We start from the raw sequence: 26767 nt of genomic DNA, 5'->3' as shown, positions 1-26767 counted from the left end.
AAACTGGTAAGTCTATCTTACATCAATTTGAAGGTTTACACAAACTTTGGGATACTCCCAAAAAAACTGCTAAAAAGCTGTTAACCGAACTTCTTAGCAGTTTTTTTTACTAATCTACCAGATTGTTTTGTAACGTACTGATCAATTCCTCTATAACAATTGGCTTGGATAAAAAGCCATTCATACCACATTCCAGTGCTTTCTTTTTGTCTTCGTCAAAAGCATTGGCAGTCATAGCAAGGATGGTAATTCCCGCCAGCGCCGGATCAGTAAGGGCACGGATCTGCTTCGTGGCCTCATATCCGTTCATTACCGGCATCTGCACATCCATCAGCACCAGATCATAATTACATGACTTTGAATTCTTAACTTTCTCCACTGCCTCTGCCCCATTTTCTGCAGTATCAACCAGGAAGCCATATTCCTTAAGGATCTCCACCGCAATTTCACGGTTCAGTTCATTATCTTCCACAAGCAGTATGCTCTTGCCTCTGAAATCTAAGCTTGTCTCAGGAAGAACGGGATTCTCCTGCTCAGACTGACTCTGGCCGATAGCAGTCATCAGGGTATCTCTGATATCTGACATGAACAGAGGCTTCGCACAGAATGCAGTCACCCCTGCAGCCCTGGCTTCCACTTCGATGTCTGACCAGTCATAAGCAGTCATGATAATGATCGGCGTATCATCACCAAGGCTGCGGATCTGTCTGGTGACCTCAATACCATTCATATCCGGCAGACGCCAGTCAATAATATAAGCATGGAATGCATCCCCAAGCTCCATAGACTGCCTTGCACGCAGAACAGCCTCCTTACCGGAAAGTGTCCATTCCGAACGCATTCCAACCTTCACAAGCATCTTTGTCACACTGTCACAGGTATTAAAATCGTCATCTACAACCAGAGCCTTAAGACCTTCCAGATCTGCAATCTTCTCTATACGGTGATTCTCAGGCTGAGTCCGAAATGGCAGACGGACGATAAATTCGGTGCCTTTCCCCTGCTCTGTCCGGACCTCAATAGTGCCACCCATCATATCCACAATATTCTTGGTGATGGCCATGCCAAGTCCTGTGCCCTGGGTTCTGCTCACAGTGGAAGTCCGCTCCCGCTCAAAAGGAGAAAAGATCTTCTGTACAAATTCCTGACTCATACCGATTCCGTTATCCTTTACCCGGATCTCGTATAGTTCACTGCCTTTTACCGTCCCTGGATACTGTTTCAGCCGGACAGATACAGTTCCGCCTGCAGGAGTAAACTTGATTGCATTGGACAGAAGATTCAGCAGCACCTGATTCAAGCGCGTCTTGTCACAATAGACATCCTCATTGGTAACATCCATTGCATCCATATAAAGCTCCAGCTGTTTCGCATGGATCTGCCCGCTGATGATGGTCTTCAGATCATGAAGCACATCCGACAGACTGACCTCCGTTTCTTCCAGATGGATCTTTCCACTCTCAATCCGGCTCATATCCAGGATATCATTGATCAGTGAAAGCAGATGTTTACTGGAGGAAAGAATCTTGCCCAGATAATCCCGGACTTTTTCCTGATTATCAATATTACTTACAGCCAGTGTGGTAAAGCCGATGATCGCATTCATTGGCGTCCGGATATCGTGAGACATATTGGAAAGGAAAGTACTCTTTGCCCTGTTTGCTGTCTCCGCCGCATGGACTGCCTCAGAAAGTGCCTGATTCATTTTCCAGTCAGCAGTACGGTCTGACATAACCAGGATGTATTTCTTTTTCCCATTTACCTCACTGCCCATTGCAATATTATGGAACCCGCGTTTTTCTCCTGTTTTCTGATGAACATATTCAAAATCCCATTCTCTTTGTTCATTCACCTGGATTTCCTCAAGATAATTTTCCTCCGGATTTTCATGTTCCTCTGGATGCAGTTTTCCCAGAACACGAATATCTTTGCGGATCTGTTCTACCGTAATACCAAGCAGTTTCTCCGCATTTGGGCTTATATAGTCTGCCTGATATGTTTTTGCATCCAGCATCAGAAAAACGTCATCCACATTCATTGACAGCTTTTGAAAAAGTTCGTCTCTGTACCGGATCTGTGTGTCCTTTCTTCTAAGGCTTATCCTGTTTTTTTGAATAATAAGGCCGATAAAAAAGGCGGCAATACAGAACAAAACCGCAGCCACAAGAAGCATTGTACTACGCTGCAAACTGTTCATACTGGCATTGACAATATCCGCCTGTACAAGTCCCAGAAATACCCAGTCCTGAATATCTGATTTTTCATAGACCAGATAATAGTTTCTTTCATCCAGATTTACCAGCATCGCATCGGTGCGTCCCGCTTTAAACTTCTCCGAAAGCTCATTGACCTCTTTTTCAGACATATTGGAATGCTCTCTTAGAACACCAAAGAAATTGTACACATTCCCCCATGACTCAGAAGAATGATCGACCACAACACGGCCATCCGGATGAACAACAAAGCTCTGGGCATTTCCATTGAAAGCAGAAATGTCCAGCACATCTACAATATCAGAGTTTTCATAGGCAATGGCAATTGCATCATATTCAAATCCCTGATAGATTCCATGCGCCCTGGGAGTGGCAAAAACAAGCAGCTGGGATTTTCCGGGAACTGCTGCATTCGCTATCACATCATTTCCCTGCCGGATATCCTCTTCAATGTTTTCCTGTAATCCAAGGTACCCGGTTTCCCCTGTCGCTATCTTGTAGTCCCCGTCAGCTGACAGAAAAAAGAAATCTAAAAATCTGGCATCTTCCTGCGCTTTCTTTATATAATTACGAATTTCGTCTTCACTGGAGATATTCTGCAGATTCTCCCCCCACATATGAAGATAAGTCAGATTCTTATCTGTCAGTTCTCTCAGCATGTTATCAGACTGATGAAAAACTTCCGTCAGATGAGAAACACTTTCCTCATAAATGGTTTTCGATACAAATCCAAAATATTGAAAAACCATCAGAACAATTCCCAGTAAAACAGCTGTAAAGACAGCTATCTGGAATGGTTTTCCCATGACAAGTTTCTTTCTGCCTTTATTATGATTCTTAATATCCATTCTTCTCACCTCAGAGTCATGTAGTCTTCAGGCTCTGCAAGAATGGCATCACCATCTGAAATATATCCTGTCCAGGTATCTTTTACAGTGGTATCTTCTCCATCAAATACAATATTCTCATCTGCCGGATAAGCTTCCATGTGTTTAGATATCGCAAGGCAGGTTACCGTGAAAGTATCCTCGTCCTGAACTTTTTTTCCATCTTTTGTAACTTTGCTCAATATATAACCATCATCTGTTTCTTTGACTTCCACGGAAATGCCGCTGACCACAGGCAAAGAGCCTCGGTTAAACGGAGTAAATCCGCCCTCATAGCCTTCTACAAAATTTTTGACTGTCTCTTTCAGTTCGGCTCCGCTCATCTTGCTGCTGTAAGCCGAAAGACTATTTGGCATGATCATGTCTCTCGCCATTTTTTCTGTATATCCGGCTTTCAACACATTTCCTGTAAAGCTGTTTCCAGTTGCGATCAACACATCCGTCCCATAAATACCGCGCAGAGTGTTTGCCATAACAGAATAGGCTTCATTGCCTCCACTGGTATGGAAGCGATTGGAATACGTTTTCTTTGAATCCAGCACGATATTCTCTGAAGTGGATTTTTCCTCAAGAAGCTGGGTGTTAAATGACTGATAAGCCTGCTCTGCATCGTATTCTCCTGAGATCATCTTGGAAACCACATCCTTGGAAACAGAAAAAAAGTCATTTGACGCAATGCGGATATACATATGATTTTCTTCAATCACAGATTTCACATCCTTCAGATATTCCGTAAGCTTAAAATCCACATCCTGGCTGTAGCTTAACAGATCCTGTCCATCACTAATGACCCGATTCTGCGCATCCTCTGAAAGCATTGTGCTCAGTACCTTCATTGCTTTCTTTCGACGTGTCTCATCCTGTGTCAGATCGCGGTTTAAAGCCACCTGGAAATATGGTGTAGTCATCAGCCACTTTTCACCGTTCTCCTGAAAAAATGGAAGAAATGTTGTGTTTATGCCCTGATCCTGAAACATTTTCACACCAGCTGAGCTGCCAAAGTACATGGCAAGCTTGCCACTTTGATACATCTCAACTATATCATCATAATTCATATTCAGATCATTTTGACTCAGCCCTGTATCCTGTATGAACTGTTCCATACGTTCAAAAGCCTGCGGCCAGACGGTACTATCCAGACCTTCTCGATTTGTATTATCCGGGTCACTGTAGGTGGTGCGCCACTTGCGTCCTTCTACAGAAGACAGCTCTGATGCTGACAGCCCCTGCAATGTCTCCATACAGGTATAATCGTAATAACAGTCTGCAGTAAAGCCACGGATCCCCACTTCTTCAAATGCCTGACAGGCAGAGACAAAGCTTTCATAATCTGTTGGAAGAGGAATATCATACTTTTCAAAAAGATCCTTATTCACTACAAAACCATGGGCATCTGCACACACCGGAAGCCAGTTTACACTTCCATCCTCATTCATAAAATTGCTAAGGTAAGTATCATAGACAGCACCTGCCGCATTGGTTGTGGAAAGATCCATCAGACTGTCTTTCAGTGGACTTGCATCATGCAGGGAAAAGCGACAGCAGGTTATAATATCCGGCAATCCACCGTTTTCATCAAGAAACTTATAAAAATCCAGATCATTATTACCTACGACAAATTCAACATTGATATCCGGGAGCTGTTCCTGAATGTATGGTGCATATTTATCATACAGGTTTGTGCTCCATAAGTACACCGTGATTGTGTCTGCATCTTCTTTCTCTGCACTTTTACTGCCACATGCTGACAGAAGTGATACGGCTGTCACCATTGCCAAAAGTACAGCCAAAACTCTGTTCCATTTTATCTTTTTCATTACGAGTTCTCCTTAATTTGCCCTGTCAATATATCCAACAATTCCTATATAGCCATCTTTCTTTAATGAAGACTACAACGTATGCAATTTCAGATTATACAGCTGACGGTCATTTTAAATTTCGAATCATCTACAATCAGTATTTTTTGTCTTTTGTCCATATTTTTTATCACCCCACCAATCTATGAATTACTTTTATCAGTAATTCCACATCAACAGGCTTAGCAACATGTTCATCCATTCCTGCTTCTTTTGCTCTTATTCTGTCCTCCGTGAAGGCATTTGCTGTCATTGCAATGATCGGTATTTCCTTAGCATCCTCTCTGTCCATAGAACGAATCATTTTTGCTGCTTAAAATAACTGTATAAATCGGTATCATTGTTACCAATAATAAATTCAATATCCTGATCAGGAAACTGTTCATGGATATAGGGTGCAATATTTTTCATCAAACGATTTTCCCACAGATAAACGGTAAGATGATCATCGTTTTTAGATACTTCTTTTTTTGACTGTCCACATCCAGACAAGACAGCAGTTGCTACAAGTACACCTGACACCACTGCTATCAGACAACGTTTTGCCTTTTTCATACTTTTATTTTTTCCTTATTCTTTCCTGATAAAATCATTGTTGTTACGTCTATGAAATAACACCGCAAAAAAACACTGTCAGACAGACAGTGCACCTCATTTTATGCAACTGGCTGCCATTTTACAGGCCCTGTAGCTTTGCGTCCCAGACTTTCATCTGGTTTGCCGATTTCCTTATTATAGCCTTTAAACTTATGTAAAAAACTGGTTTTATTATACTATAGCGCTCTACTGTACACAAGAAAAACATTACCGTTTTAACGCCTGAAAACAAAAAAAGAACAGCCGATATATATACTCGAACTGTTCTTCTACTTCCGAAGTCCACGCAGCATTGACATTACTGTTTCCTGCTCATTTGTACTCAGATCGTTCCATATCCCCAGAACTTCTTTCTGTTTTTCTGTCAGATTCTCTGAATTACCTTCCTGAAAAAACTGCGATAATGTCACGCCCAAAGCTGTACATATTTTTTCAAGTGTGATCAGCGACGGCAGGTTTTCCTGCGCCATGATTCTTCCCAGTGACGACTGGGAAATTCCCGACAGCTGCGATAATCTGTATTTACTGATATCACGCTTTTCACATAAAGATGTTATTTTATCCGCAATATACTTCTCTATCTGCAAGTAACTATACCTCATTTCCGCTATTACATGTTCTTATTGTACCTGTAATAATGAAAAAATATTAGTTATCAACTTTGCAAGTATTCATTACCATTATGGGAAGTATACGGATAAAAAAATATAAAGATACTTTCGTTTCCGCAAAAATCATTTTCGCTTATATCGTTTTTATAATAGCACAGACAAGTTATGTTTGTCACATAAAAGTTTCCTTCACGGAGGCCAACACTCGCCTTGGCGTAGGATCTTTTGTATCATCTTTCAGCCGGCTGTTATCCTCAAGCTCCTTTGTCTGCTTTACTGCATACGGATTTACCTGAACTACACTGATCCCATTTGAGATCATCCAGGTCGCAAGGCAGAATCAGTAATGGCCGGTTGGTTCAAGACCAAGAACAATCTGTTTTTTATCGTATTCGGCTGCTATCTTTACTGCCCATTCCTTTGCTTTGCTTCTTCAGAAGCTCCTGCTGCTCGAAAATATTTACATTTGATACTCTCACTCAATGGGATCTGAGAACCATTGTAGATCATATCAACTCCACTCCCAGAGAAATCCTGGGTGCCCGCACTCCTTATGATGTTGCACTCGAAAACTACGGCATTGACATTTTAAAAGCACTTCAGCTTAGGCCGATTCCACCCGACGAGGTCAATCTGACACCTAAGCTGATTCGCTTTAACCGTTAACTTACCATAAAAATCTGCTGTCAGACTGGAATTTCGTAATTCACATTTTTAGGATGTGGCCTGTGGAATTTAGTCTCGCATACCAAATATTCAGAGGCCTCTTTCCTATGCCATAAACTCAGATTTTTTATGAGAAGTCAGCTTAACCTATATTATTCACGGCTATGCCGTGAATAATATAGGTTCAATTGTCTCTATAATCTTTTTCAAAGAATCTGCGGATTCCTTAAGCTTTAACGCTTCCTCTCCACTTAAATTAATAGGTATATCAGACTCAATGCCATCTGCACCTACAATAGCCGGCATACTTAACGATACTCCGTCAATGTCATATACTCCATGAATCATATGCGATACCGGGAGTATTGATTTTTCATCTCTCATAATCACTTCGCAGATTCTTTTTACAGACATTGCAATTCCATAATATGTAGCGTGCTTTTTGTTTATAATCTCATAAGCACTGTTCTTGACTGCTGCAGCTATTTCTGCCGTGTTTTCCTTGTGCTTGTAATGTCCACGCATTTCACACATTTCACTCAATGGAACACCGGATACATTGGCTGATGACCATGCTACAACTTCACTGTCTCCATGCTCACCTACTATAAATGCATGAACACTCCTGCTGTCCACAGATAAATGCTCACCAAGCTTATATCTTAATCGCGCACTGTCTAACACTGTTCCCGATCCAATAACCCTGTTTTCCGGGAGTCCTGATAACTTTATGGCTACCTGGGTCAAAATATCTACCGGATTCGCTACTACAAGCATGATACCTGCAAAATTTCTCTTTGCTATTTCAGGAATGATTGACTTAAATATTGCTACATTTTTATTTACTAGATCAAGCCTTGTCTCTCCCGGTTTTTGCCCCGCTCCAGCAGATATGACAACAATTGCAGCATCAGCTACATCATCATAATCTCCAGCATATATCTTCATCGGACTGGCAAACGGAATACCATGACTGATATCCATTGCTTCTCCCTCTGCCTTGTTCTTGTCTGCATCGATAAGGACAAGCTCTGTAAATAAGCCACTCTGCATCAGGGCAAATACCGATGCAGAACCAACAAAGCCGCAGCCTATCATTACTGCTTTTTTTGAATTAATCACTTTCTTCTTCGTAATAATCTCACCCCCTTAATAATTCTCTTCATGTACTTCAAAATAGCTCTGTGGATGATTACATACCGGACATATTTCAGGCGCCTTAGTTCCTACCACAATATGTCCGCAGTTGCGGCATTCCCATACTTTAACTTCACTCTTTTCAAAAACTTTAGCAGTTTCAATATTCTTAAGAAGTGCACGATATCTTTCCTCATGGTGCTTCTCAATCTCACCTACTGCCCTGAATTTTGCTGCAAGCTCAGGGAATCCTTCTTCCTCAGCTGTTTTAGCAAAGCCTTCATACATATCTGTCCACTCATAATTTTCGCCTTCTGCCGCTGCCGCCAGATTTTCCTTTGTATCACCAATTCCTGCTAATTCCTTGAACCACATCTTTGCATGTTCTTTCTCATTATCTGCGGTTTTTAAAAACAATGCTGACATCTGCTCGTAGCCTTCCTTTTTCGCTACAGAAGCAAAATAGGTATACTTATTTCTTGCCTGCGATTCCCCTGCAAATGCCTCCTGTAAATTTTTCTCAGTCTGTGTTCCTACGTATTTGTTTGCTACCATTTCTTTTTTCTCCGTTTTCTTTACTATTTTTTCAAAATCTGATGCTGGGTGCTTACATAAAGGACATATAAAATCATCCGGTAATTCTTCTCCTACATATTCATATCCACAAATTCTGCAACGCCATATTGTCTGCCCATCCTCGGTTTTTCCGACTGCCTGTGGCTTAGGTTTAATATTATTCTGGTAATAATCATATGTGACAGAAGGAACATTACTTAAAACTTCCATATCTGTTATCTCACCGATAAACATTGTATGTGATCCTAAGTCCTCCGTTTTATTAACTGTTACAGAAATGTATGCATTTGTACCTTCTGTAATATAATAAATACCATTTGTACCCCTAGCACACTTTTCAAATGCTTCAAATTTATTGGTATCCCTTCCTGATTGGAAGCCAAAATATTTGAACAATTCAAACTGTGCCTTCTGACTTAAGACTGATACTGTGAATTTTCCAGTTCTCTGAATCATGTCATGCGTGTAATTTGCTTTGTTGACGCAGATACTTAACTGGTTCGGTTCTGAAGCTGCCTGAATGGCTGTATTAATAATACATCCATTGTCTTTTTCATCTTCCCTGGCAGTCAGTACAAACAATCCATAACTCAACTTATACATTGCTTTCCTATCCATTTTTTTCCTCCCTGCATTTTAAGCAAATACCTTTAAATGAAATATCATAATCCAAAAATTCGATTCCATGAGTGTTATGAATTCTTTCCAGCAAATCCGGTATTTCATCCATATCCACATCTGAAACTTCACCGCATTTTGCACACCTGACATGGTAATGATTTTTCAATGAAAAATCGAACCTATTCGGTCCATCCGGAACTTCAACCTTCCTTAACGAGCCCTCATCTACCAATATATCAAGATTTCTATATACAGTTCCTTTTCCGATCGTAGGATATGCTGCTTTTATAAATTCATACACTTCATTTGCTGTAACATGTCTTCTCATTTCGTATACGGTATTTCTTACAAGATCTTTTTGAATGGTATTTCTCCTACTCGTCATCCGTCCTCCTTATTAGGATTTGTTCTTAATAAGGATTATATATCATCATTATTATATTGTCAATAACATAGTAATAATTCTCATTATTATTAAAAGATGCCCATGCTGAGCATCTTTTATCTAAATCATTGTTTTATTTTTCGTTCAAAAACATATTCCGTTTCTGATGATAAATCAGAACGGAATGAATAACCAAGTCTGTCGAATTTCTTAATATCCAGCGGATTCTCAATATTATTTTCTGCCATAAATCTGACCATTTCACCACGAGCCATCTTGGCATATGTACCTTTTGTTACCATTTTATCTCCAGAAGCTTCACAAAATGTAACCGAAATATATCTGTCCTGTTGTGTCAAATACTTTTCTATACATTTTGAGTATTCTTTTGATGCAAGATTAATGATAATCCTGCTGTCATCTAGTACTGAGCGGTATAACAAGTCACCCCAGTACTCATACAGATTTTTGGCATCTCCAATCCTGATCTTTGCCTGCATTTCCAAACGATAAGGTGTCACACCATCCATTGGTTTCAGAACACCATAAAATGCAGACAATATTCTCAAATGATTTTGCACATACTCAAGCTGCATATCTTCAAACACAGATGGTGCCATATATTGAAAAGCAATTCCTTCATATGATAAAACAGCCGGACTGAGCATCTGATAAAGATTCATATTTCCCAATCTATTGAAATTTTGTTCTGCAATCTTGTCATTACATTTCCAAATGCCTTTCAGTTCCTCTTTTGACTTACTTTTCAACCAACTTTGTATCTCTGTCGTCTTTTCAATAAATTCAGGCAATGCATCCGGTTCAATACTGTCAGTATCTGTAATCATCTTTTTAGCAGGGGATAATATTATCTTCATTAATCTAATTCCTTAAGCATATTTTCAGGATCATCTGCAGCCTTGACTTTGTCATTTGCCTTTATAATAACCCCCTGTTCATCAATAAGATATGTGGTTCTTACTACTCCCATAGATACTTTGCCATAATTTTTCTTTTCTTTCCATACATCATAAGCTTCAATAACTTTTCGCTCTGGATCTGCTAAAAGTGTAAATGCCAATCCATATTTTTCCTCAAATCTCTTGTGAGACGCTACAGAATCCTTACTGACTCCAAGAATAACTGCACCTTTTTCGGTAAACTGAGGGTATCTCTCGGAAAAACCACATGCCTGCTTCGTACATCCTGGTGTATTATCCCTTGGATAAAAATACAAAATTACTTTTTTTCCTGTATAATCCGATAATCTGTGTATTTTCCCATTTTGATCTGGCAACTCAAAATCAGGTGCCTTAATTCCTACCTCCAACATTATTTATTCCTCCCTATCTGTAACTTTCTCTTTTTTTGCCTTTTCTTTTCTATTCCCAGTAATCATTTTATGACCTGTATATATCGCCATTACCATACATAACATAGAACTTAAAGCAAAGTATTTATGACTTGATTTTAGCTTTTTATATCCAGTGTAATAAGTCCCAAACATTGTAATTAATGCTCCAACTGACCAATATTTATGTGCTTTCATGTAATTCCTCCATTTTTTCAGTGTATTCAATTGTAATTATACTCTACCACATTCCTGTGTCAATTTGATAATAGCGCATTCCTATAAATTTTTCAGAATATCATGGTTAAAACTATGTATTGTTATCCTATCATTTTTCTTTGAAAAATCTAACCCAAAGCTTACCTTCAGGAAATTACTATTTCATCTCTTTTCCATCTATTACAACTTTCCCAACCGATGAGACTATATATGATATTATAAGACTATATAAAAGGAGGGCCTGAAATGCCGATTCCACGTGAAATCCTGGACGTTGGACGTCCCGTAAATACAGTTGTCATTGCCTACGGCAGAGACAAACATCTATACAATAGAAAGCACGCTCCACATACTTTCTATTGCCAAGAATAATTAGAGCCATTTTAGAGCCAACCAACATAAAACAACGCCGGAAATGCCCATTTTATCAGCATCTCCGGCGTTCTGTCCGTTATTCAAACTCGCAGAATCTAGTTTGATTTTGGTTATTTTAATATAGTTATCTATACTGTTTTGTATTGATAATCCACACTTTTTCCACACGTCATTTTTCGTTTCACATATTTTTAGTACCAATCCAGTACCATTACATTCTTTCATTATTGTGTGTAGTTCCGGTGGCTTGCAGGTTTCTTTTACTATTCACAGAATAATTTTCTGCTGGCTTGCTTGTCCACCTATGGAAATTATAATCTCCAAGCGATATTTCTGCAATAAGAAATTTTGTGGTACTAATGGTTAGTACCATTCATAATTTGTATTCATACTTTTTCTTAAATAAGAGAATTATTTACTTTCCCTTTAATCCACTAGTTTTAGTTTATCAATTCAATTCCATATTTTCTGCCAAAAAGATTTCTTACCATTACATTTTTCATAATAAGTATGTGATTTCTCCAACAGCCTATTTTTTATCCATTCTACAGTATAATCAGCTTTCCATTTAACAACATTATCAAATCTATCCATACATCTCTCATTAGCCTTAAACCCTGGTTCCCAATATAAATCCAATTTATTATTCCATGTTTTATTAGGAATTACTGATATTGTAGCTAATATATCGCCTCGAATATTTCCGTTTACATTTGGTGACAGTATCAAACTATTTCTACTACAATTATTATTGAATATATTCCACTCTAATTCGCCATCTTCTTGGAACCAATCATGATTTCTCGCAAAAAATAATATTTCCTCCCATTCTATTATATCAATTGTCATAAGCAAGTATCTATTTCCCACCCTACTCAAACCATTAGTTCCAAGAATGCTGTCAATCTCACTTTTTGTTGCGAAATACTCTTCTTTAAGCTCCTCAAATAATTTATATATATGATATGCAGTATGTGCATTCAAATTAATACGCATATTTTGAATCTGCATACATATTTCTTCTTCATCCTCATATCTACCAACATGATGTTTATTTTCAAACTCCGTTTCCGATACAAAATAGTCCTCTAATAACATCTCTTGATCAAATGTAAGGTATACCCCTGACAAATTATGTTGCCTAATTTGAAGCATACAACTTAACTCACCTTTATAAGACAATGGAATAAATGCGGATAAATGTATATCTCCATATCCTTTTAGCCAAGATTTTGTCTCATCTAAATCATAAGTTGCTGTTCTCATCAATAATTCTGTTTCATTTACAATACTAAAATATTTTAATCGTCCCGAATCATATACCATACTAATGCAATCATATATGTCTACGATAAAATCATTTTCTATTTCATTTTTCTTTTCTATTTCATGTATAAGTTTTTTGAAATTCATTATATTTTCTTTGTAAGAAAATATTCTTCCGTTATTTAAACATTTTGTATCTTTACCATTATATCTATGTTCATCTGAACTCAATATGAGGAAGTGAACTTCATCAATATCCTTGTACATGCCCGAAGAATTAAATTTTTCAAGAGTCCTGTCAATTTTGTTACGAATATTTTGTGAAGTTACTTGGTATGCAATTCGCTTTTCATAATCAACTAAGTCCACAGCTATATAATTTCCAGAAACTTCTGCTGACATCGAAACCAACTTTATATCATATAGTTTATTTAATATTTGTCCAAAAATTTCTTCACATATAACATTTATGTCCGTTAAATTGTTTTTGTTATTAATTTTTATTTCTTCTGCAATTTCTGACAAACGCTTCTCAACTCTTGCCAAATCAATATCTGAATCTTTTATGCTTTTTCGTGTAACCCTATGCATTGTAACCTCTTCCTTTTTGCTAATAAATTACCTATTGTAGATTATAGCCAAACCCTTATCATTTGTCATAAAAATACTCTTACCTATAATCGTTCTATGTATAACTTAAAAGTTTACATACTCTTTGATGAAACATTCCATATATTTTTTTGCCAATCCGATATTTTTTTCTAAATAGTTTCCACTCTTTTTCACTTATGTCCATAATTTTAAACCTCCTCAATCTCTTGTTAGCCTCAAGAAATGCCTTCAAAAAATAAGACTACCTAAAAACTGATATTACAAGTCCACCACAAACGCAAATTTTATCGCATTGCAGCTATATCATGTAGTCTCACAAAATCTCAAAGCTCACGAGACTAACTACAAAGTAATGTACCTCCTGTTTCTTCGCCATCAGTAATTTTCTCTTTTAACAGTTTGAATAATATAGTGCACTTACTACTCTTTAATCTCCCAATGACCACTATATCCACTTCCGACATATACAATATTCGTCATTTGTTTTATTCTTCTCTTCACAGTCCTTACACCAACACCTAACCTTGTTGCAATTTCTGATGTGGAAATTTGAGGATTTTCTTCTATCATGTCAAAGATTTGTTTCTGCAATTTGTCTTGAGTGCCACCTTGAGTGCCACCTTGAGTGCCATCTTGAGTGCCATCTTGAATGCCATCTTGAATGCCTCCCTGAGTATCATTAACATTCATCACATAATCATGTCCATAATTCAGATTATACAAAGTCAATGTAAAATCATCATTATCAGCCTCAAATACCGGCATCTTAGTCTCATCAAATTCAACCTGACCCTCGTAGTCTGCCAATATTTTCTTAAACCCACTACCTCTACGCTCCATGTATTTCAAACGACTGAATATATCAGCTAATATCGGATTTCTTCGCTTTGATGGAATTTTTAATAGATCTTTTCCCTCTAGAGATATTCCGCTTATCATTCCACCCGGTGAATATATTTCGATTCTGTCATCAAACATATCTATATGGACTTCACTGCCTATCTCCATATAGTTTCTATGAATTAATGCATTTACTACACCTTCAAGCACTGCCCGATCCGGATAATCCGGCATTTCAATTCTGCCGTCCCCAACCTTACGCCATGCCTTCTTAGAGTTATTTCTCACAAAATCAGTTCCCGCCTGCAACAATGTGACAAGACTGCCAGTATATTCCTTATCATCAAGTGCATCTACAATTCCAGATGCCTTAGTAAGTCCATTCCATCTAGTGCAAAACAATCTGGAATGACGCACAGGTGATTCATCTGCCAGAAGTGCTCCAGCATTCGTCAGATTCCCTTTTTCTTCAATCAATCCAAATGATTCATAATCTGTATCTTCAAATGTATTTCCTGTTCTCTGCTTATATACTGATTTCAATTTTGTAAATGACATATTGTCAAAATCATATCTTGATTTCAGGCTATCATAGCTTTCACCGCTACCACGAAGAACCAGTTCTCTTAGTTGTGAAGGAGTCGCTGGAACACTTTCATTTCCTATACGCATAAATGCGACAAGTTGCCCGTTTCCCTCATAATAGTATGGTGTCTGCTGACCTTTCATAACTTCTACAATAACAAAAGTCTTGTCCCCATCTTTTTCAAACGAAAGCTTAAACTCTGGTATTGGATTCAAATGTATTTTTATTGCTTCACTAATTTTCTCCGCATCACTTTCTGCATCAGCAAGTCCCACTAATTCACTATTGTTAGATACACCAAATATCAACTTGCCACCAAAACAATTAGCAAACGCACTGATGCTCTTGCACCAACTTTTAGGTTTCTTCTCTTCAAGAGCAAGCTTTTTGTCATAATCTGTGGTTTCACCAATTAGCTGCTTTATGTCCATGAATTCACTCCTTCTTTATTTTATGATTGATAAAACTATCTCAATATATAATTAAACTTTTTCGTATTCAAAAACAGATTCTATCATTTATTGTTTTATGTTTACTATCAATTAAATTCACAAGCTCATTCAAAGTGATAAACTTATTCTTTAACTACATTATATATCCTTATTTATCAGATTTATTATTCTTTTTCATGCTTATGTCTTCATACATTTTATATAAATCATCATTATATCTTCTTGCTTCTGCAAGCAAATCCGAATTACAACGAAAAGATTACTTACCAATAGCTTTTCTTTTTCGCTTTAAAGTTCTAATATAAAAAATTTATTGGCAACCATCCTAAGTTGTAACATCTTTAATAGTCACATTTCTCTACCAAGCCAAAAACAAGAATCCGTACTTTTTTCATGTGCTGTGAACCACTCACTGGCTATAGAAAATAGCAAAATTATTTTTTATTTGTTTCATTGTATTTGAAAGTGCATATGTAATAACATAAAATGTAGCATTCTCATAATGGGTATTTTTATATCATACAAAAGGTGTCTAATTTTCTACTGTTGCTAATGCAATAATAGTTATTTTAATCTGAAATTATCCCAAGATTATTTTTCAGTTCCTTCTCACAATTTTTTCATAGCTAGTCTCCTTAAATTTCCATAATATCGCTAACATTTTCTTTAATTGTGTTTATCCGAAACTCCACCATATGTATCGCAAATAATGTTGCTCGAAATGCAAATCTAAGTCTGCCGCCAGATAAATAATCTCTACCATGAATACATTCATTTCTCACATTACAAGAATTTCCATTATACATAATATTATAAATAAAGATTAAATCTGGTACATTTTCAAAGCTATGTTGTTCATCAAAAATCATTGTCAATAATTCCCGTAACAATGAACTAGGGTCATTATATTGCATAAACTCATCTATATTTTTTTTAAAAGGGAAAATTCCAAATAATGTTACTAATTCGCGTATTTTAATCTCTAGTACTGGAAATAATTGTGTCACCATTGCTACTGATATCGTATTGGAATATGGTAGCAACTTTATTTTTGTCTCCGCCCTTACAGCATTATATAAATCTTCTTCTTTTATAAACATAGACAAGGCACTTTCTGTATTCATCTTATATCTTTCATGAAGACTGGACACAAACACCTCAGATTCAAGTTGATTTAATAATTTATACCCTTTTTTACACTTTAATTCATTTATATACTCTAAAAGCATTTTATCAATGTCATGACGTTCATAGACTATTTTATCTTTTTCTGTAGGAAATATAGGGCTTAATGTCATTCCACGAAACAAATGAGATAGTGGATGTTCCGAAGTATGTATCATTACATTCAATACTGCCTTTTCTGAAGAAGGGGTACAACTTTTAGCAAAGATGATTGGATTTAACAATGATAAATCACTAAATTTCACAAGTTTCTCTGTTTTAACTTCTTTCTCATATGAAAACACATGCATATTTTTACACTGCTTTTCATATATGGTTTCTTGCCAAATCTTTTGTATATGTATCATTTCTTTCTGCACATAACGTTTATCTACATTTTGATTGTTTTTTGTTATTTTAATCAAAAAAATCATGTAGGCATAGTATACTGAAGAAACAATAACACTTGTATTTTCCTCTGTATATTTCTTAAACTTTTCACTTACCCTTTGAAGATATTCTGTACTAATTTGCTTTGTTTTGATTTCATCTTCCAGATATCCAAGCAAGTCATTTATTGTGTACACATTGTCTATCTCCTTAAATTTGTTAGTAAGAAATTCTGTTACTATAGTTCTTTGTTCTTTAGAAATAGGATATCCATCTTCTTTAATGTTCATAATCTGCGATGGCTCTTTCCATTCCTGTATTATTCTTAAAAATTTAATGTAATCTTTTTCTTTGTTACAATCTCTCATTAATTTATCTTGATGTAAATAAGACAAAATACGATAAGAAGAACTAGAAAAAATTTTATAACTTCCTTCCCCTGATTCAATAGCTTTCATCAAAAGATTGCAATGAAGCATTTTTACCTCTTTTGCTGGTTCAATGCTAAATGCCATATATGCAATAGAATCTAAAATAAAATTCGCAATCACATGGTTAAAGTATTTCTTTAAAACATTTAAAATCTCCTTATTCCACATGGATATATCTGGAACAGATCCACTTGCTCCCGAAAACATGGGCTGTATACTTTTCTTTTCAAACGATACCCGCAGCATATCTAGCAAAAACACTTCTTGCCAGGTCTGACAATCTTTTTCATTAATATGCTGATAAGAAAAGGCATTATAACTTAAAATCTCTTTTTCATGTCGCAATAAAAAATCAACATTACATGTATATTCTACCTGATTCAGATTGTCTTGCAAATTCTTCAAAGGAGTGCCTAACCCCGATACAGAAATGGTATGCGTGTAACCTATCAGTTTCTTTTCTGCTTCCAATAGCGAATCGCACTTAATCAATTCAAAATAATTCTTTTGATTAAGTAATCGAATATCATACAAATAGTCAGAATTATTGTCTCCATTTTCCAATTTCGTTATCCACACGCAAAAAAAGAAAAGTTTACATTGATTATGCAATATTTTATCGACACAATTATTAGCATTAACACTTCCAATATAAAACTTTGCAATTTCCCATATTTCTTTAAATTCCTCTTTTGAATATATCCAGTCTTTATCACATACATTTAGTATTTTTACAAAATATCCAAACACATTTCTTATGGAAACACTTTCAGCAATATATTGTTCCCAAGAAGTAATTTCTTTAATTTCAAATCGTTCTTGTATTTCATCTATCAGCCACTGCCATTCTTGTGATTGTGCCAGCAAACCATCAACAAATTTTACTTGTGTCTTATGCTCCAAATAATTCATTCGAAAGTGTTCACCTCTTTAATTAGATTTTCTATTGTTCTTCATGGACTTAAAAGCATAGGGACAGTTACCTGCCCCTATGCTTTTCTTTCCTTTTCTGCTGTTTCAGTTCAAACTTCCGCTGTTTCTCTGCTTCCCGTTGTTCCCGGCTCACAGCTTTACGTTCGGTTTTAAACTGCTCCTGCTGTAATTTCAAAGCCTGTTGCGACTTCGTTCCTATCCCAGTGTTCTGTACCTGTTTCCGCACATCCCTCTGTACCCGTTTCGGATTGCGACTAGCTTCTTTTACATCAGTTGCCACAGCCGGACTAAATTTCAGTCGATAGTAATTTTTCAGAACAAAATCATATATCTCGTAATCTTTCGGTTCCGCACCAAATGTAACCTTGCATACAGACAATTTCTTCTCCGATATGTGTTCAAACACACCTATCCAGAATGGTTCTTCAAAAAATACTGTCAATCTACCTGATACTTTGTCCATGACAATTCCTCCTTAAATGATTGTATGAACAAAGAACGGACGACCCTAAGGAGGGAGGGTTACTTACACTAGATGGTGCGGCCGGGCTACCTACCGGCTCTGTAAGGAATTTTCTCTTACGTTGCGTTTTTATCTTTGCTCCTTGATTTTAGCATACCATTAGCAATTTTACCACAATAAATAAGGGACACAGCCGCCGCCATGCCCCAAATTCTTACCGTTCCAACGTTCTCTCGATTTTCTGTTTCTGCCCTTTCAAATCGTTCTGCTTCTCATACAAGCTGTCTCGTTCTTTACAGAGTGATTTCATGCGTTCCAACTGCGCCTTCACTCCCTCCCGGCAATCCGGTTCTATCCGTTTATATTCTCCGGTCAGACTGCGTATCTCATTATTATTTGATTTTATCTGCTCCGACACGCATATCCAGTCAATCAGATTGCGTACTTCCATATCCATATCATACCAATCCGTCTCCGAAAGAATTTTCGCACATAGCCGAACCATAACTTTTTTCTCCATATCTGTCACTCTATCAATCCCCCTATCTGTTCATTTCAAATGCACGTTTCAGGTGCTTATTTGCCTTTTCTGCCCGTCCCCGAGCCTTAGACCGTCCAACTATCGACTGCACCTGTTCTCTACCAAAATAACGCTCTAAACGCTCCAAATCTGCCGTTTGCTCCTGCAATCGGTCAATAATGTCACTCTGCTCCATGACCTTATCTGTCAGGTGTCTGATCTGCTGTTCCTGCCGGGTAACTTTATCTTTCAGTTTCTTTCCCTGTTCCGTAAGCTGAATGCATTTAATCGTCAGTGCTTTTATCGTCTCTTTCAATTTCTCCACAAGTGGAGAGGCTTTTTTATCCTTATAAGCCTTCGCAGACATCAATGCCGCCGGTTCAGGCAACTGCCACTTCTCGTCCTCGTCATAGGCGTGTATATTCCGTTCCATAACCGCCTTAGACTGAAGCATTTTCTCAATCTCCTGTTGCAATTTCTTCTGTTGCTTCTTTAATTTCTCATTATCAGACAGCAGCTTTTCCTTGTCCTCTGCCAGCGTTTCCGCCTGCTCCTTCAGCAAATTACTTGTTTCCGAAAGTTCCTGCCGGACTGCTTCGCCCTCTTGGCGTATCTGCTCTGTTTCCTGCTCCGCTTTCCTCTGCTGAATCTGAATATCTGATAATCGCTCTTTTCCGTCAGAAATAGATTGCTCCAATTTCGCAACTTCCTTTGCCCGCTCCTTTTTCTCAAAGTCCAAAACAGATAAATGCTTTTCATGTGTGCCTTTCTTCTCCCACTCAATCCCATGTTCCAGCATGACGGCGGCAAGCTGTTCTTTCTCATAAGCCACCCACTGATTTAATTCCGTTTCCCGCCTTGTACCGCCTTTAAATCCGAGAGCAGATAACGCCTGTTTCAAAGAAACTCTTGTATCAAGTCCCCGCTTGCTTCCTGTCGTATACGGTACAAAATCTATATGCAAGTGGGGCGTTGCTTCGTCGATATGAAGATAGGCACTAAATACTCTTAACGTAGGATTTCGCCGCTGGAAATCCCACATATATTTATCCAGCACCTTTGCCGCAAGCTGTCCGTTCTCTGTCTTTGCCCCCATGTTGTCCTTATCCCCGATTTGCAAAATAATTTCATGGAATGGCTTTTCCTGCTTGCCGGAACGGATTTTCTCATAATAATCGTCAATCCGGCGGTCACTTCTGGTCTGCTTCTCATTGTACCGGGCGAGTGCTTCATCAAATAATTCGTGATATACGTCCTTAACATTTTCATTGCAGTATTCCACGTTCAGACAGCTTCGCTCCGGGTCAGTATTCTTTGCATGGAATTTTCTGCTATTATGGTTGACAGAGCCTTTTCCTGTCATAAAACTGATAGTTCGCTTCAATCAATATCCTTTCTCCCTTTCCGGGCAATCAGCGCCGGATACGGCGCATAAGCTTTGTTACTTTCGTCGAAAGTAACGCAAAAGCACTTTTGACAGCCGTTCCATCCATCAAAAGCTGCCTTTGCGCCCTGCCGGGGGCTTTTCCGTCCTACGGACGGGGCGGCTGTTGCCGCCGCTTTACTTCCGCCGCTATAGCTTTTCGGATAGCCGAAAGTACATTTTCTATCGTATATTCATCCCATCCGGCAAGCCATATCAGCATCCGCATTTCTGCCTCAGTCAATTCTATATCTCCGAATATTTCATTGAGTTCGGCAATCCTCCGGGCTTCACTCTCGTAAAAATATTTGTTCACATTCCGGGTTCCCCATTCTGGCTGTCGTATCATATTCGTCCTCCTTTTCAAGACCGCAACAACGCAAGGTCTATATCTTTTGCAACCTTGCAGACACCAAGCCCGCAAATTCTATATACTCTGCATTGTTGCGCTGTTGCCTTATTCCGGCTTGATTTTATCCAGTTCCCAATACCACGAATTGTTTATCCGCTTTGCTCTGATACTCAATTCCTTTTTCGCATTTTCAAGCGTCCGTCTGGATATACCCTGTTCCTCTGCAAGATTGAAAATCTCATTGCTCTGCATGGCATTGTTTGTTTCTGCCACTTCCCGGAGCAGACGCTTCGCCTGTTCCAGCTTATTCGCTTTCGGAGCGATACCGCCCAACACTTCATCGACGGTAATCTCATAATCTCCGAGCCAGTGAAAACCGTTCTCCGACAACTCAAAGGCCTTCGGGTGCCCAAACGCCGCCAGATTGTTTTTTATCTGGACTACCGCCCTTATATTCGCTTCGCCCTCCACTCTGCCGACCAGCAGGACGCTCCTTGCCACCGCAAAGAAATCAATGGAACCCATGCCCCGATATGCTGCCTTATTTCCAGCCGCTTTGTTCATGTGCCCTACAAGTACAATGGCACATTGATATTTCTCCGCCAGAGTCGCCAGCTTCTTTGTCATATCCCTTGCTTCATTTGCCCGGTTCATATCCATACCGCCGCCGAGATACGCCTGTATCGGGTCTAAAATCAGTAGCTTCGCCTTTGTCCTTATGACTGCTTCTTCCAGACGTTCATCTATCATGGAAAGTGATTTTATGCTCTCGTCAATGACGGAAATATTTTCACAATTTGCTCCTGCCGCTTCCAAACGGGGCTTAACCGTATCTGCAAGCCCGTCCTCCGCACTCTGGTAAATCACATTCAGCGGCTCCGTCAGTTTCATTTTGCTGTCCAGACCCTCGCCTTTTGACAGCTTCGCCGCTATGTTCAGCACAAGCGTTGTCTTACCGTCCCCCGGATCGCCTTGTACAATCGTCAGCTTTCCATAAGGGATAAACGGAAACCACAGCCACGCCACCTCCTGCGACTGTATCTCCGACATTTTAATCATCTGTAATTCTGTTCTCGTTCCTGCCATAATGTCCTCCGTTTTTGAAAAATTCGTTGTCACCGGAAGAAACCTCTGCTATACTTGAATTGTAATTGTTGATAACAGAGGTTTTCCAGTTATCACAGCCCTAACAGTTGCCGCTGTCAGGGCTTTTTTCTTCGCCTTGCCACAGATACCTTGCACCGTCCAACATCCAAAGAATTGCTTTCAGCATATCTTCATAGGCTTCCCGCAAATCTCTGATTTCTTTGGAAGTAATCCCCGGATTTTTGCCATCAATTTGCTCCGCCAGTTCCACCAGCCGATTCTCCATTTCCTGCAACCGTTCCACAATCTGATAAACCGTTTCTTTCTTGCCTACCACGCACACCCGGTTATAAATGCAGGAACGGACAAAATAATCTTTTTTCTTCATGCCGCTTGTGAAAATCTTTGCTTCGATTTCTTCCCTCTCTCTGGGAGAGATACGGAAACTGATTGTCGGATATTTGTGTGTGCCGCTCATTCCTCTGCGCCCTCCTTAAATTCTTCATTCAGCAATTTTGCCATTTGTGTCTGTTCCGTCGGGAACATATGAGCATAGCGATAAGTAATATCCACGCTTTCATGCCCCACCCTGTTTCCGATTGATACCGCCGAAAATCCCATGCTGATAAGCAGTGATACATGAGAATGTCGCAAATCGTGGATTCTAATGCGTTTCACTCCCGCTTTTTCCGCCCCTCTTGTCATTTCATGGTGCAGAAAGCTTTTTGTCAGATGAAAGATACGGTCGGTGGGAAGAATCCCGTATAATCTGCCGATATAATCTTTTAGTTCTTCACATAAGAAATCCGGCATACTTACATTTCGTTTGCTTTTCGGAGTTTTCGGGTCTGTAATTACATCTTTACCCTCCAATCGCTGATAAGATTTTGTTATCCGAATGACTTTGTTATCAAAATCAATATCCTGCGACGTGAGAGCTAACAGTTCGCCCACTCGTAAACCGCACCAGTACAATATCTGAAACGCATGATAGGAATATGGTTTGTCCTTTACCGCTTCAATGAATTTCAGATATTCCTCTTTTGTCCAGAACAACATTTCCTCCGCTTTTCCCTTTCCCAACGGCCCCGCCTTTACAACAGGATTGCTTTTCAGTTCATAGAACCGTACCGCATGATTAAACAGTGCACTCAATTCTGATTGTAGAGTTTTCAAATAAGTCGGAGCATAGGGCTTTCCTTTTTCATCACGATAGGAAATCTGTTCATTCTGCCACTGGATAATATCTTTCGGACGAATATCACGCATTTTCTTATCCTTGAAATAGGGCAGTAGCTTTGTCCTCAAGATATGCTCTTTCGTCAGCCAGGTATTGTGTTTCAGTTTCGGCTTCATATCTCTTGTGTATGCCTGAACAAATTCCTCAAAAGTCATATCCAAGTCAGCCGCTTCTTTCATACGGAAATGCCGTTCCCACTCTGTTGCTTCCCGTTTGGTCTTAAATCCCCTCTTAACTTTCCGGCAATTCTTACCAGTCCAGTCATAATAGTGAAAGGACACATACCATGTTCCCCGCTGTTCGTCTTTGTACGCCGCCATAATCTCCTTTCCTAATTCGCCTGTGCCATGCCATAAAATTTTTCTTCATAGTATTTTCTGCTCACTCGTCCGGCGATTGTGATAAAACCTTTTGCTTCCAGTTCTTCGTTCATCTGCCGCACCAGCTTATAAGCAAATGGTTTGGAAATGCCTAAGTCCTGCGCCACTTCTCCGGCTGTTACAAATAAATCATTTTTCAAATACACGTCCTCCTTTTGGATTTTTAACTTTTTTGTTAAGTTCTGTATCTTCAGTATACTTAACATTTTTGCTATTGTCAATAGCTTTTTTGTTAAGTTTATCTTTTTTATTAAATTTAGCATTTCTGATAAGTTTTTGTTGCCGTATTATTTTAGGTATGCTACAATGTAGGAAACGGGATAACTATTTTCACAGGAGAGCTTTATGGAATACACGATACGAGAAATGACGGTAATGGAATATCCTCTATTGAATGAATTTCTATACGAAGCTATTTTTATTCCAGACGGTATAAAGCCGCCACCGAAAAATATTATCGCTTCTCCCGAATTACAAATTTATGTTGACCGCTTCGGGGCATCAAAAGCTGATTTCGCATTAATCGCAGAAGTTGAACAAAAAATCGTTGGTGCTGTCTGGGTACGCATTATACACGATTACGGACATATTGATGATGAAACGCCCTCTCTTGCCATCTCTCTATACAAAGAATACCGGGGACAGGGGATAGGAACCGATATGATGAAAGAAATGCTATCTTTGTTGAAAACACATGGTTATAAACGTGTTTCACTTTCTGTTCAAAAGGCTAATTATGCGGCTGAAATGTATCGAAAAATCGGTTTTGATATTGTACGGGAAAACGAAGAAGAATGGATTATGGTGTGTAATTTGTAAAGTTTAAGGAAAGGACACAAAATTATGATACTGGGAGAGCGAATTAAGAGAATCCGCACATTTCGGGGATTAACACAACGAGAACTAGGATTGAAGCTGGGATATGAGGAGCGCAACGCTGATGTTCGTGTGGCACAATATGAATCCGGCTATCGTGTTCCCAAAAAAGATACTCTCATGGAAATTGCCAGGATTTTGAATGTCAACTATATCAATTTTATTATAGAAGCCCCCGGCTGCGCTGAGGACATTATGCAGACTTTTTTCTGGCTTGACGAGGACAACCGCAATACCTTTCATCTGTTTCAGCTTGTCCGCAATCCCGGCAAGTGCAACGTTTCTGATGATAAGTCTGTTCGCTATAATGATAGTGACGAATGGCCTGCTCATGCTCCTGTCGGTATGTGGATTGATTATGGTCTGGTAAATGAATTTCTGCGTGAATGGGGTTTGCGGAAAGAACAGCTAAAAAGCGGAGAGATTTCAGAGGACGAATATTTTGAATGGAAAATCAACTGGCCAGCTTCCAGCAGTAGCGTTGATGAAAAGGGAAATGACAAGAAAAATAACAGTTATCAGTGGAGAAATCAATAATGGATAAATTACAATACGACAGTTTTTATAAATTTATCGTTTCAGTTGGTATTGTTTTAATTGTTGCGCCATTATTTTGCTTGCATTATTTAGTTTCTGGTTCATATGATATTATCATGACACAAGAAGAAGCAAACAATTTATCAGAAATTTCTTCTGACTTTTTAAGTATCAAAATACAATACGTTCAAAATATATTTAAATACTTACCCATCATTTGTATTGTGTTTATTATTATTGGTGTAATTTTTACTTTCTGGGGATGTTTAAAATGGCTTCAAATACAAAAAACTTTAGATCAAATAACTAAATTGGATTTAGAAGAAAAAGAATTGCATATTCAAAGTATGTCTGCTCAAGAAATTGCTGAAAAGGTCATAAATGAAGACATTGAGAACCATGAAAACTCAAACTCTGATTCTCAAATAACCCCTTCTAATTCAACAGCTTCCTTTCGAATCAGAAAAGCTTTTGAAATAGAAGATGCCTGCTATAGTTATCTGAAGAATAAACTCAAACGCAAGTATAATGTCCATCAAAATGTCAAAGTTGGTAATTGCGATTATGATATTATTGCATCTTCAAAATATAATAACATTGATTTATTATATGAAATCAAATACTGGAATAATCCTGTTTCAAAGGCTACACTTGCCCGACTAGTTAATCAAATTGAAAAGCGTGGTATTTCATACGAAAATACTGCTCACAGAAATTTTCGTTTTATTATCTTAATTATATCTCAAGAAGATTGTTTTTCAGAGACTACGGATTATTTAAACAACCTAATTTCGCATAAAAATCTATCGTTTATCTCTATTGAGTCTATGAAAGAAGAACAACTATTCTCTGAATAGGTATCAAAAAGGTATCACAACACATACTAAGAGCCAGGAAGTCCGCTGTTTATGCGGCTTCCCGGCTCTCTGTTTACTATTCCCACTCTACAAAGACTAACGCTTTTTGTTTAGGAATTATTCTCTGTAATGTTTCTCGTTCTTTTGATTATTTGATATATCCATATTATCCTGCCTATACGAGCTAATGTTATCATTTTGTTATCGGCATTGATAACACCTACTCGATAACTGTGGATAATAACTATATGTAGCATGTCAAATTATAAGCTATTTTGCTTAGAGATTCAACACAAAACTGAAATTTTACTTTTCCTTATATTCATCTGGTATTGCTATTTGAAATGTTTCACACAACAGCATCACATCATGCACATCATTTTTATCGTGTTCATATCCCAAATGAAGCATTACCTGACTCAATGGTTCAATACAAGAAACAGTTATATCTCCAACTTTTCCAATACCGGAAAAAGTTTTTGATGGAAATATATCTCCCTCATAAACAATTCCGTCATCTGTAAATTCAAAACAATGTAAATCAATGATTCTTTGTTTATCATCTTTCCAGACAGTATGACCATCCGTTGTATAATCAGTATTTACTTCCTCAAATCCATGCTGCTTAATCACATAAATATAATCATGATAATGTTTCAGTTCAACAAACAAATCAATATCATTGTGTATTCTTGATTCTCTTTTAAGAAGTGCATCAACACCCCATCCGCCATCTAAATATACTTTAATTTCGTTTTGCAAAGCATATTTTATAATTTCACATGCATCTTCTGTACGTACCATAATCTATCCTCCAAATTCAAATCTTTGTATGCTTTCCAACTCACTAAAAGCCTGAAATTTG

General features: G+C 38.1%; 27 protein-coding genes and 1 riboswitch. Of the genes, 3 read left to right on the top strand and 24 right to left on the bottom strand.

Annotation, left to right across the window (positions count from 1 at the left end):
- Positions 1-109: 109 nt before the first annotated feature.
- The 23 genes from DXB18_RS12455 to DXB18_RS12335 form a co-directional block, all read right to left on the bottom strand.
- Positions 110-3061, bottom strand: coding sequence for a response regulator (locus tag DXB18_RS12455; RefSeq protein ID WP_118708110.1), 2952 nt, complete (start codon positions 3059-3061; stop codon positions 110-112).
- Between the two features lie 5 nt (positions 3062-3066).
- Positions 3067-4917 (bottom strand): ABC transporter substrate-binding protein, encoded by a 1851-nt coding sequence (locus DXB18_RS12450; protein WP_118708108.1) that lies wholly within the window; start codon positions 4915-4917, stop codon positions 3067-3069.
- A 169-nt stretch (positions 4918-5086) separates the two neighbouring features.
- On the bottom strand, positions 5087-5248 hold the full coding sequence (locus DXB18_RS12445) for a response regulator (protein WP_347560890.1): 162 nt from the start codon (positions 5246-5248) through the stop codon (positions 5087-5089).
- Between the two features lie 8 nt (positions 5249-5256).
- Positions 5257-5511: a hypothetical protein gene (locus DXB18_RS12440; RefSeq protein WP_243103417.1), complete on the bottom strand. Its 255-nt coding sequence runs from the start codon at positions 5509-5511 to the stop codon at positions 5257-5259.
- Between the two features lie 101 nt (positions 5512-5612).
- Positions 5613-5688: riboswitch (cyclic di-GMP riboswitch) on the bottom strand.
- A gap of 134 nt (positions 5689-5822) precedes the next feature.
- Positions 5823-6155: a helix-turn-helix transcriptional regulator gene (locus DXB18_RS12435; protein ID WP_173738650.1), complete on the bottom strand. Its 333-nt coding sequence runs from the start codon at positions 6153-6155 to the stop codon at positions 5823-5825.
- An 837-nt stretch (positions 6156-6992) separates the two neighbouring features.
- On the bottom strand, positions 6993-7952 hold the full coding sequence (locus tag DXB18_RS12420) for an L-lactate dehydrogenase (RefSeq protein ID WP_118708106.1): 960 nt from the start codon (positions 7950-7952) through the stop codon (positions 6993-6995).
- 27 nt (positions 7953-7979) lie between these two features.
- On the bottom strand, positions 7980-9161 hold the full coding sequence (gene rbr, locus DXB18_RS16745) for a rubrerythrin (RefSeq protein WP_118543351.1): 1182 nt from the start codon (positions 9159-9161) through the stop codon (positions 7980-7982).
- Positions 9154-9549 (bottom strand): transcriptional repressor, encoded by a 396-nt coding sequence (locus DXB18_RS12410; protein ID WP_118708104.1) that lies wholly within the window; start codon positions 9547-9549, stop codon positions 9154-9156. The genes rbr and DXB18_RS12410 overlap by 8 nt, the downstream gene beginning before the upstream one ends.
- A gap of 125 nt (positions 9550-9674) precedes the next feature.
- The gene (gene yaaA, locus DXB18_RS12405; RefSeq protein WP_118708102.1) at positions 9675-10427 is read right to left on the bottom strand and encodes a peroxide stress protein YaaA; all 753 of its coding nucleotides are present in this window, start codon (positions 10425-10427) and stop codon (positions 9675-9677) included.
- Positions 10427-10882, bottom strand: a complete 456-nt coding sequence (gene bcp, locus DXB18_RS12400) for a thioredoxin-dependent thiol peroxidase (protein ID WP_118543348.1) — start codon at positions 10880-10882, stop codon at positions 10427-10429. Before bcp ends, yaaA begins: the two co-directional genes overlap by 1 nt.
- 3 nt (positions 10883-10885) lie before the next feature.
- Complete coding sequence (locus DXB18_RS12395; RefSeq protein ID WP_117649891.1) at positions 10886-11098, bottom strand: DUF6219 family protein; 213 nt, start codon at positions 11096-11098, stop codon at positions 10886-10888.
- 393 nt (positions 11099-11491) lie between these two features.
- On the bottom strand, positions 11492-11719 hold the full coding sequence (locus tag DXB18_RS16355; protein ID WP_118708100.1) for a hypothetical protein: 228 nt from the start codon (positions 11717-11719) through the stop codon (positions 11492-11494).
- A 228-nt stretch (positions 11720-11947) separates the two neighbouring features.
- Positions 11948-13351, bottom strand: coding sequence for an SMEK domain-containing protein (locus tag DXB18_RS12385; protein WP_118708098.1), 1404 nt, complete (start codon positions 13349-13351; stop codon positions 11948-11950).
- A gap of 441 nt (positions 13352-13792) precedes the next feature.
- Positions 13793-15229 carry an ATP-binding protein gene (locus DXB18_RS12380; RefSeq protein WP_118708096.1) on the bottom strand — a complete coding sequence of 479 codons (1437 nt, stop codon included), beginning with the start codon at positions 15227-15229 and terminating at the stop codon, positions 13793-13795.
- A 656-nt stretch (positions 15230-15885) separates the two neighbouring features.
- A complete protein-coding gene (locus tag DXB18_RS12375; RefSeq protein WP_118708094.1) occupies positions 15886-18147 on the bottom strand; it encodes a hypothetical protein in 2262 nt (753 codons plus the stop codon).
- A 67-nt stretch (positions 18148-18214) separates the two neighbouring features.
- Positions 18215-18631, bottom strand: coding sequence for a YjdF family protein (locus DXB18_RS12370; RefSeq protein WP_118708092.1), 417 nt, complete (start codon positions 18629-18631; stop codon positions 18215-18217).
- Between the two features lie 214 nt (positions 18632-18845).
- Positions 18846-19136 (bottom strand): hypothetical protein, encoded by a 291-nt coding sequence (locus tag DXB18_RS12365; protein WP_347560889.1) that lies wholly within the window; start codon positions 19134-19136, stop codon positions 18846-18848.
- A 37-nt stretch (positions 19137-19173) separates the two neighbouring features.
- Positions 19174-20514 carry a plasmid recombination protein gene (locus DXB18_RS12360; RefSeq protein WP_118708090.1) on the bottom strand — a complete coding sequence of 447 codons (1341 nt, stop codon included), beginning with the start codon at positions 20512-20514 and terminating at the stop codon, positions 19174-19176.
- Positions 20515-20683: 169 nt separating this feature from the next.
- Positions 20684-20923, bottom strand: coding sequence for a hypothetical protein (locus DXB18_RS16230; protein WP_015515202.1), 240 nt, complete (start codon positions 20921-20923; stop codon positions 20684-20686).
- Positions 20924-21031: 108 nt separating this feature from the next.
- Positions 21032-22012 (bottom strand): AAA family ATPase, encoded by a 981-nt coding sequence (locus tag DXB18_RS12350; protein ID WP_118708088.1) that lies wholly within the window; start codon positions 22010-22012, stop codon positions 21032-21034.
- A gap of 100 nt (positions 22013-22112) precedes the next feature.
- Positions 22113-22490 carry a hypothetical protein gene (locus DXB18_RS12345; protein ID WP_118521519.1) on the bottom strand — a complete coding sequence of 126 codons (378 nt, stop codon included), beginning with the start codon at positions 22488-22490 and terminating at the stop codon, positions 22113-22115.
- A complete protein-coding gene (locus tag DXB18_RS12340) occupies positions 22487-23572 on the bottom strand; it encodes a site-specific integrase (RefSeq protein WP_118227678.1) in 1086 nt (361 codons plus the stop codon). Before DXB18_RS12340 ends, DXB18_RS12345 begins: the two co-directional genes overlap by 4 nt.
- Positions 23573-23583: 11 nt before the next feature.
- Positions 23584-23772: a MarR family transcriptional regulator gene (locus tag DXB18_RS12335; protein WP_087306154.1), complete on the bottom strand. Its 189-nt coding sequence runs from the start codon at positions 23770-23772 to the stop codon at positions 23584-23586.
- Positions 23773-23977: 205 nt separating this feature from the next.
- On the opposite strand from DXB18_RS12335, the gene DXB18_RS12330 reads away from it, so the two are divergent.
- From DXB18_RS12330 to DXB18_RS12320, 3 genes are read left to right on the top strand one after another with little or no spacing between them, the layout of a single operon-like run.
- Positions 23978-24451, top strand: a complete 474-nt coding sequence (locus DXB18_RS12330) for a GNAT family N-acetyltransferase (protein WP_118708086.1) — start codon at positions 23978-23980, stop codon at positions 24449-24451.
- A gap of 24 nt (positions 24452-24475) precedes the next feature.
- The gene (locus tag DXB18_RS12325; RefSeq protein ID WP_118708084.1) at positions 24476-25045 is read left to right on the top strand and encodes a helix-turn-helix transcriptional regulator; all 570 of its coding nucleotides are present in this window, start codon (positions 24476-24478) and stop codon (positions 25043-25045) included.
- The gene (locus DXB18_RS12320) at positions 25045-25902 is read left to right on the top strand and encodes a hypothetical protein (RefSeq protein ID WP_118708082.1); all 858 of its coding nucleotides are present in this window, start codon (positions 25045-25047) and stop codon (positions 25900-25902) included. Before DXB18_RS12325 ends, DXB18_RS12320 begins: the two co-directional genes overlap by 1 nt.
- 306 nt (positions 25903-26208) lie before the next feature.
- Here the strand turns inward: DXB18_RS12320 and DXB18_RS12315 are convergent, their stop codons facing one another.
- Positions 26209-26706, bottom strand: a complete 498-nt coding sequence (locus DXB18_RS12315) for an aminoglycoside nucleotidyltransferase (protein WP_009247521.1) — start codon at positions 26704-26706, stop codon at positions 26209-26211.
- Positions 26707-26767 lie beyond the last annotated feature (61 nt).

Origin of the sequence: Clostridium sp. OM02-18AC, assembly GCF_003481825.1 — a bacterium.
Taxonomy (GTDB): Bacteria; Bacillota; Clostridia; order Lachnospirales; family Lachnospiraceae; genus Brotaphodocola.
Note: the sequence above shows the minus strand (reverse complement) of the source record. Positions and strands in the feature narration are given on the sequence as shown.

Excerpts from the sequence above, each read along its gene's own strand:
- DXB18_RS12455 (WP_118708110.1), bottom strand. The coding sequence starts at position 3,061 with ATGGATATTAAGAATCATAATAAAGGCAGAAAGAAACTTGTCATGGGA.
- DXB18_RS12450 (WP_118708108.1), bottom strand. The coding sequence starts at position 4,917 with ATGAAAAAGATAAAATGGAACAGAGTTTTGGCTGTACTTTTGGCAATG.
- DXB18_RS12445 (WP_347560890.1), bottom strand. The coding sequence starts at position 5,248 with ATGGACAGAGAGGATGCTAAGGAAATACCGATCATTGCAATGACAGCA.
- DXB18_RS12440 (WP_243103417.1), bottom strand. The coding sequence starts at position 5,511 with ATGAAAAAGGCAAAACGTTGTCTGATAGCAGTGGTGTCAGGTGTACTT.
- DXB18_RS12435 (WP_173738650.1), bottom strand. The coding sequence starts at position 6,155 with ATGAGGTATAGTTACTTGCAGATAGAGAAGTATATTGCGGATAAAATA.
- rbr (WP_118543351.1), bottom strand. The coding sequence starts at position 9,161 with ATGGATAGGAAAGCAATGTATAAGTTGAGTTATGGATTGTTTGTACTG.
- DXB18_RS12410 (WP_118708104.1), bottom strand. The coding sequence starts at position 9,549 with ATGACGAGTAGGAGAAATACCATTCAAAAAGATCTTGTAAGAAATACC.
- yaaA (WP_118708102.1), bottom strand. The coding sequence starts at position 10,427 with ATGAAGATAATATTATCCCCTGCTAAAAAGATGATTACAGATACTGAC.
- bcp (WP_118543348.1), bottom strand. The coding sequence starts at position 10,882 with ATGTTGGAGGTAGGAATTAAGGCACCTGATTTTGAGTTGCCAGATCAA.
- DXB18_RS12395 (WP_117649891.1), bottom strand. The coding sequence starts at position 11,098 with ATGAAAGCACATAAATATTGGTCAGTTGGAGCATTAATTACAATGTTT.
- DXB18_RS16355 (WP_118708100.1), bottom strand. The coding sequence starts at position 11,719 with ATGAAAGAATGTAATGGTACTGGATTGGTACTAAAAATATGTGAAACG.
- DXB18_RS12385 (WP_118708098.1), bottom strand. The coding sequence starts at position 13,351 with ATGCATAGGGTTACACGAAAAAGCATAAAAGATTCAGATATTGATTTG.
- DXB18_RS12380 (WP_118708096.1), bottom strand. The coding sequence starts at position 15,229 with ATGGACATAAAGCAGCTAATTGGTGAAACCACAGATTATGACAAAAAG.
- DXB18_RS12375 (WP_118708094.1), bottom strand. The coding sequence starts at position 18,147 with ATGAATTATTTGGAGCATAAGACACAAGTAAAATTTGTTGATGGTTTG.
- DXB18_RS12370 (WP_118708092.1), bottom strand. The coding sequence starts at position 18,631 with ATGGACAAAGTATCAGGTAGATTGACAGTATTTTTTGAAGAACCATTC.
- DXB18_RS12365 (WP_347560889.1), bottom strand. The coding sequence starts at position 19,136 with ATGGTTCGGCTATGTGCGAAAATTCTTTCGGAGACGGATTGGTATGAT.
- DXB18_RS12360 (WP_118708090.1), bottom strand. The coding sequence starts at position 20,514 with ATGACAGGAAAAGGCTCTGTCAACCATAATAGCAGAAAATTCCATGCA.
- DXB18_RS16230 (WP_015515202.1), bottom strand. The coding sequence starts at position 20,923 with ATGATACGACAGCCAGAATGGGGAACCCGGAATGTGAACAAATATTTT.
- DXB18_RS12350 (WP_118708088.1), bottom strand. The coding sequence starts at position 22,012 with ATGGCAGGAACGAGAACAGAATTACAGATGATTAAAATGTCGGAGATA.
- DXB18_RS12345 (WP_118521519.1), bottom strand. The coding sequence starts at position 22,490 with ATGAGCGGCACACACAAATATCCGACAATCAGTTTCCGTATCTCTCCC.
- DXB18_RS12340 (WP_118227678.1), bottom strand. The coding sequence starts at position 23,572 with ATGGCGGCGTACAAAGACGAACAGCGGGGAACATGGTATGTGTCCTTT.
- DXB18_RS12330 (WP_118708086.1), top strand. The coding sequence starts at position 23,978 with ATGGAATACACGATACGAGAAATGACGGTAATGGAATATCCTCTATTG.
- DXB18_RS12325 (WP_118708084.1), top strand. The coding sequence starts at position 24,476 with ATGATACTGGGAGAGCGAATTAAGAGAATCCGCACATTTCGGGGATTA.
- DXB18_RS12320 (WP_118708082.1), top strand. The coding sequence starts at position 25,045 with ATGGATAAATTACAATACGACAGTTTTTATAAATTTATCGTTTCAGTT.
- DXB18_RS12315 (WP_009247521.1), bottom strand. The coding sequence starts at position 26,706 with ATGGTACGTACAGAAGATGCATGTGAAATTATAAAATATGCTTTGCAA.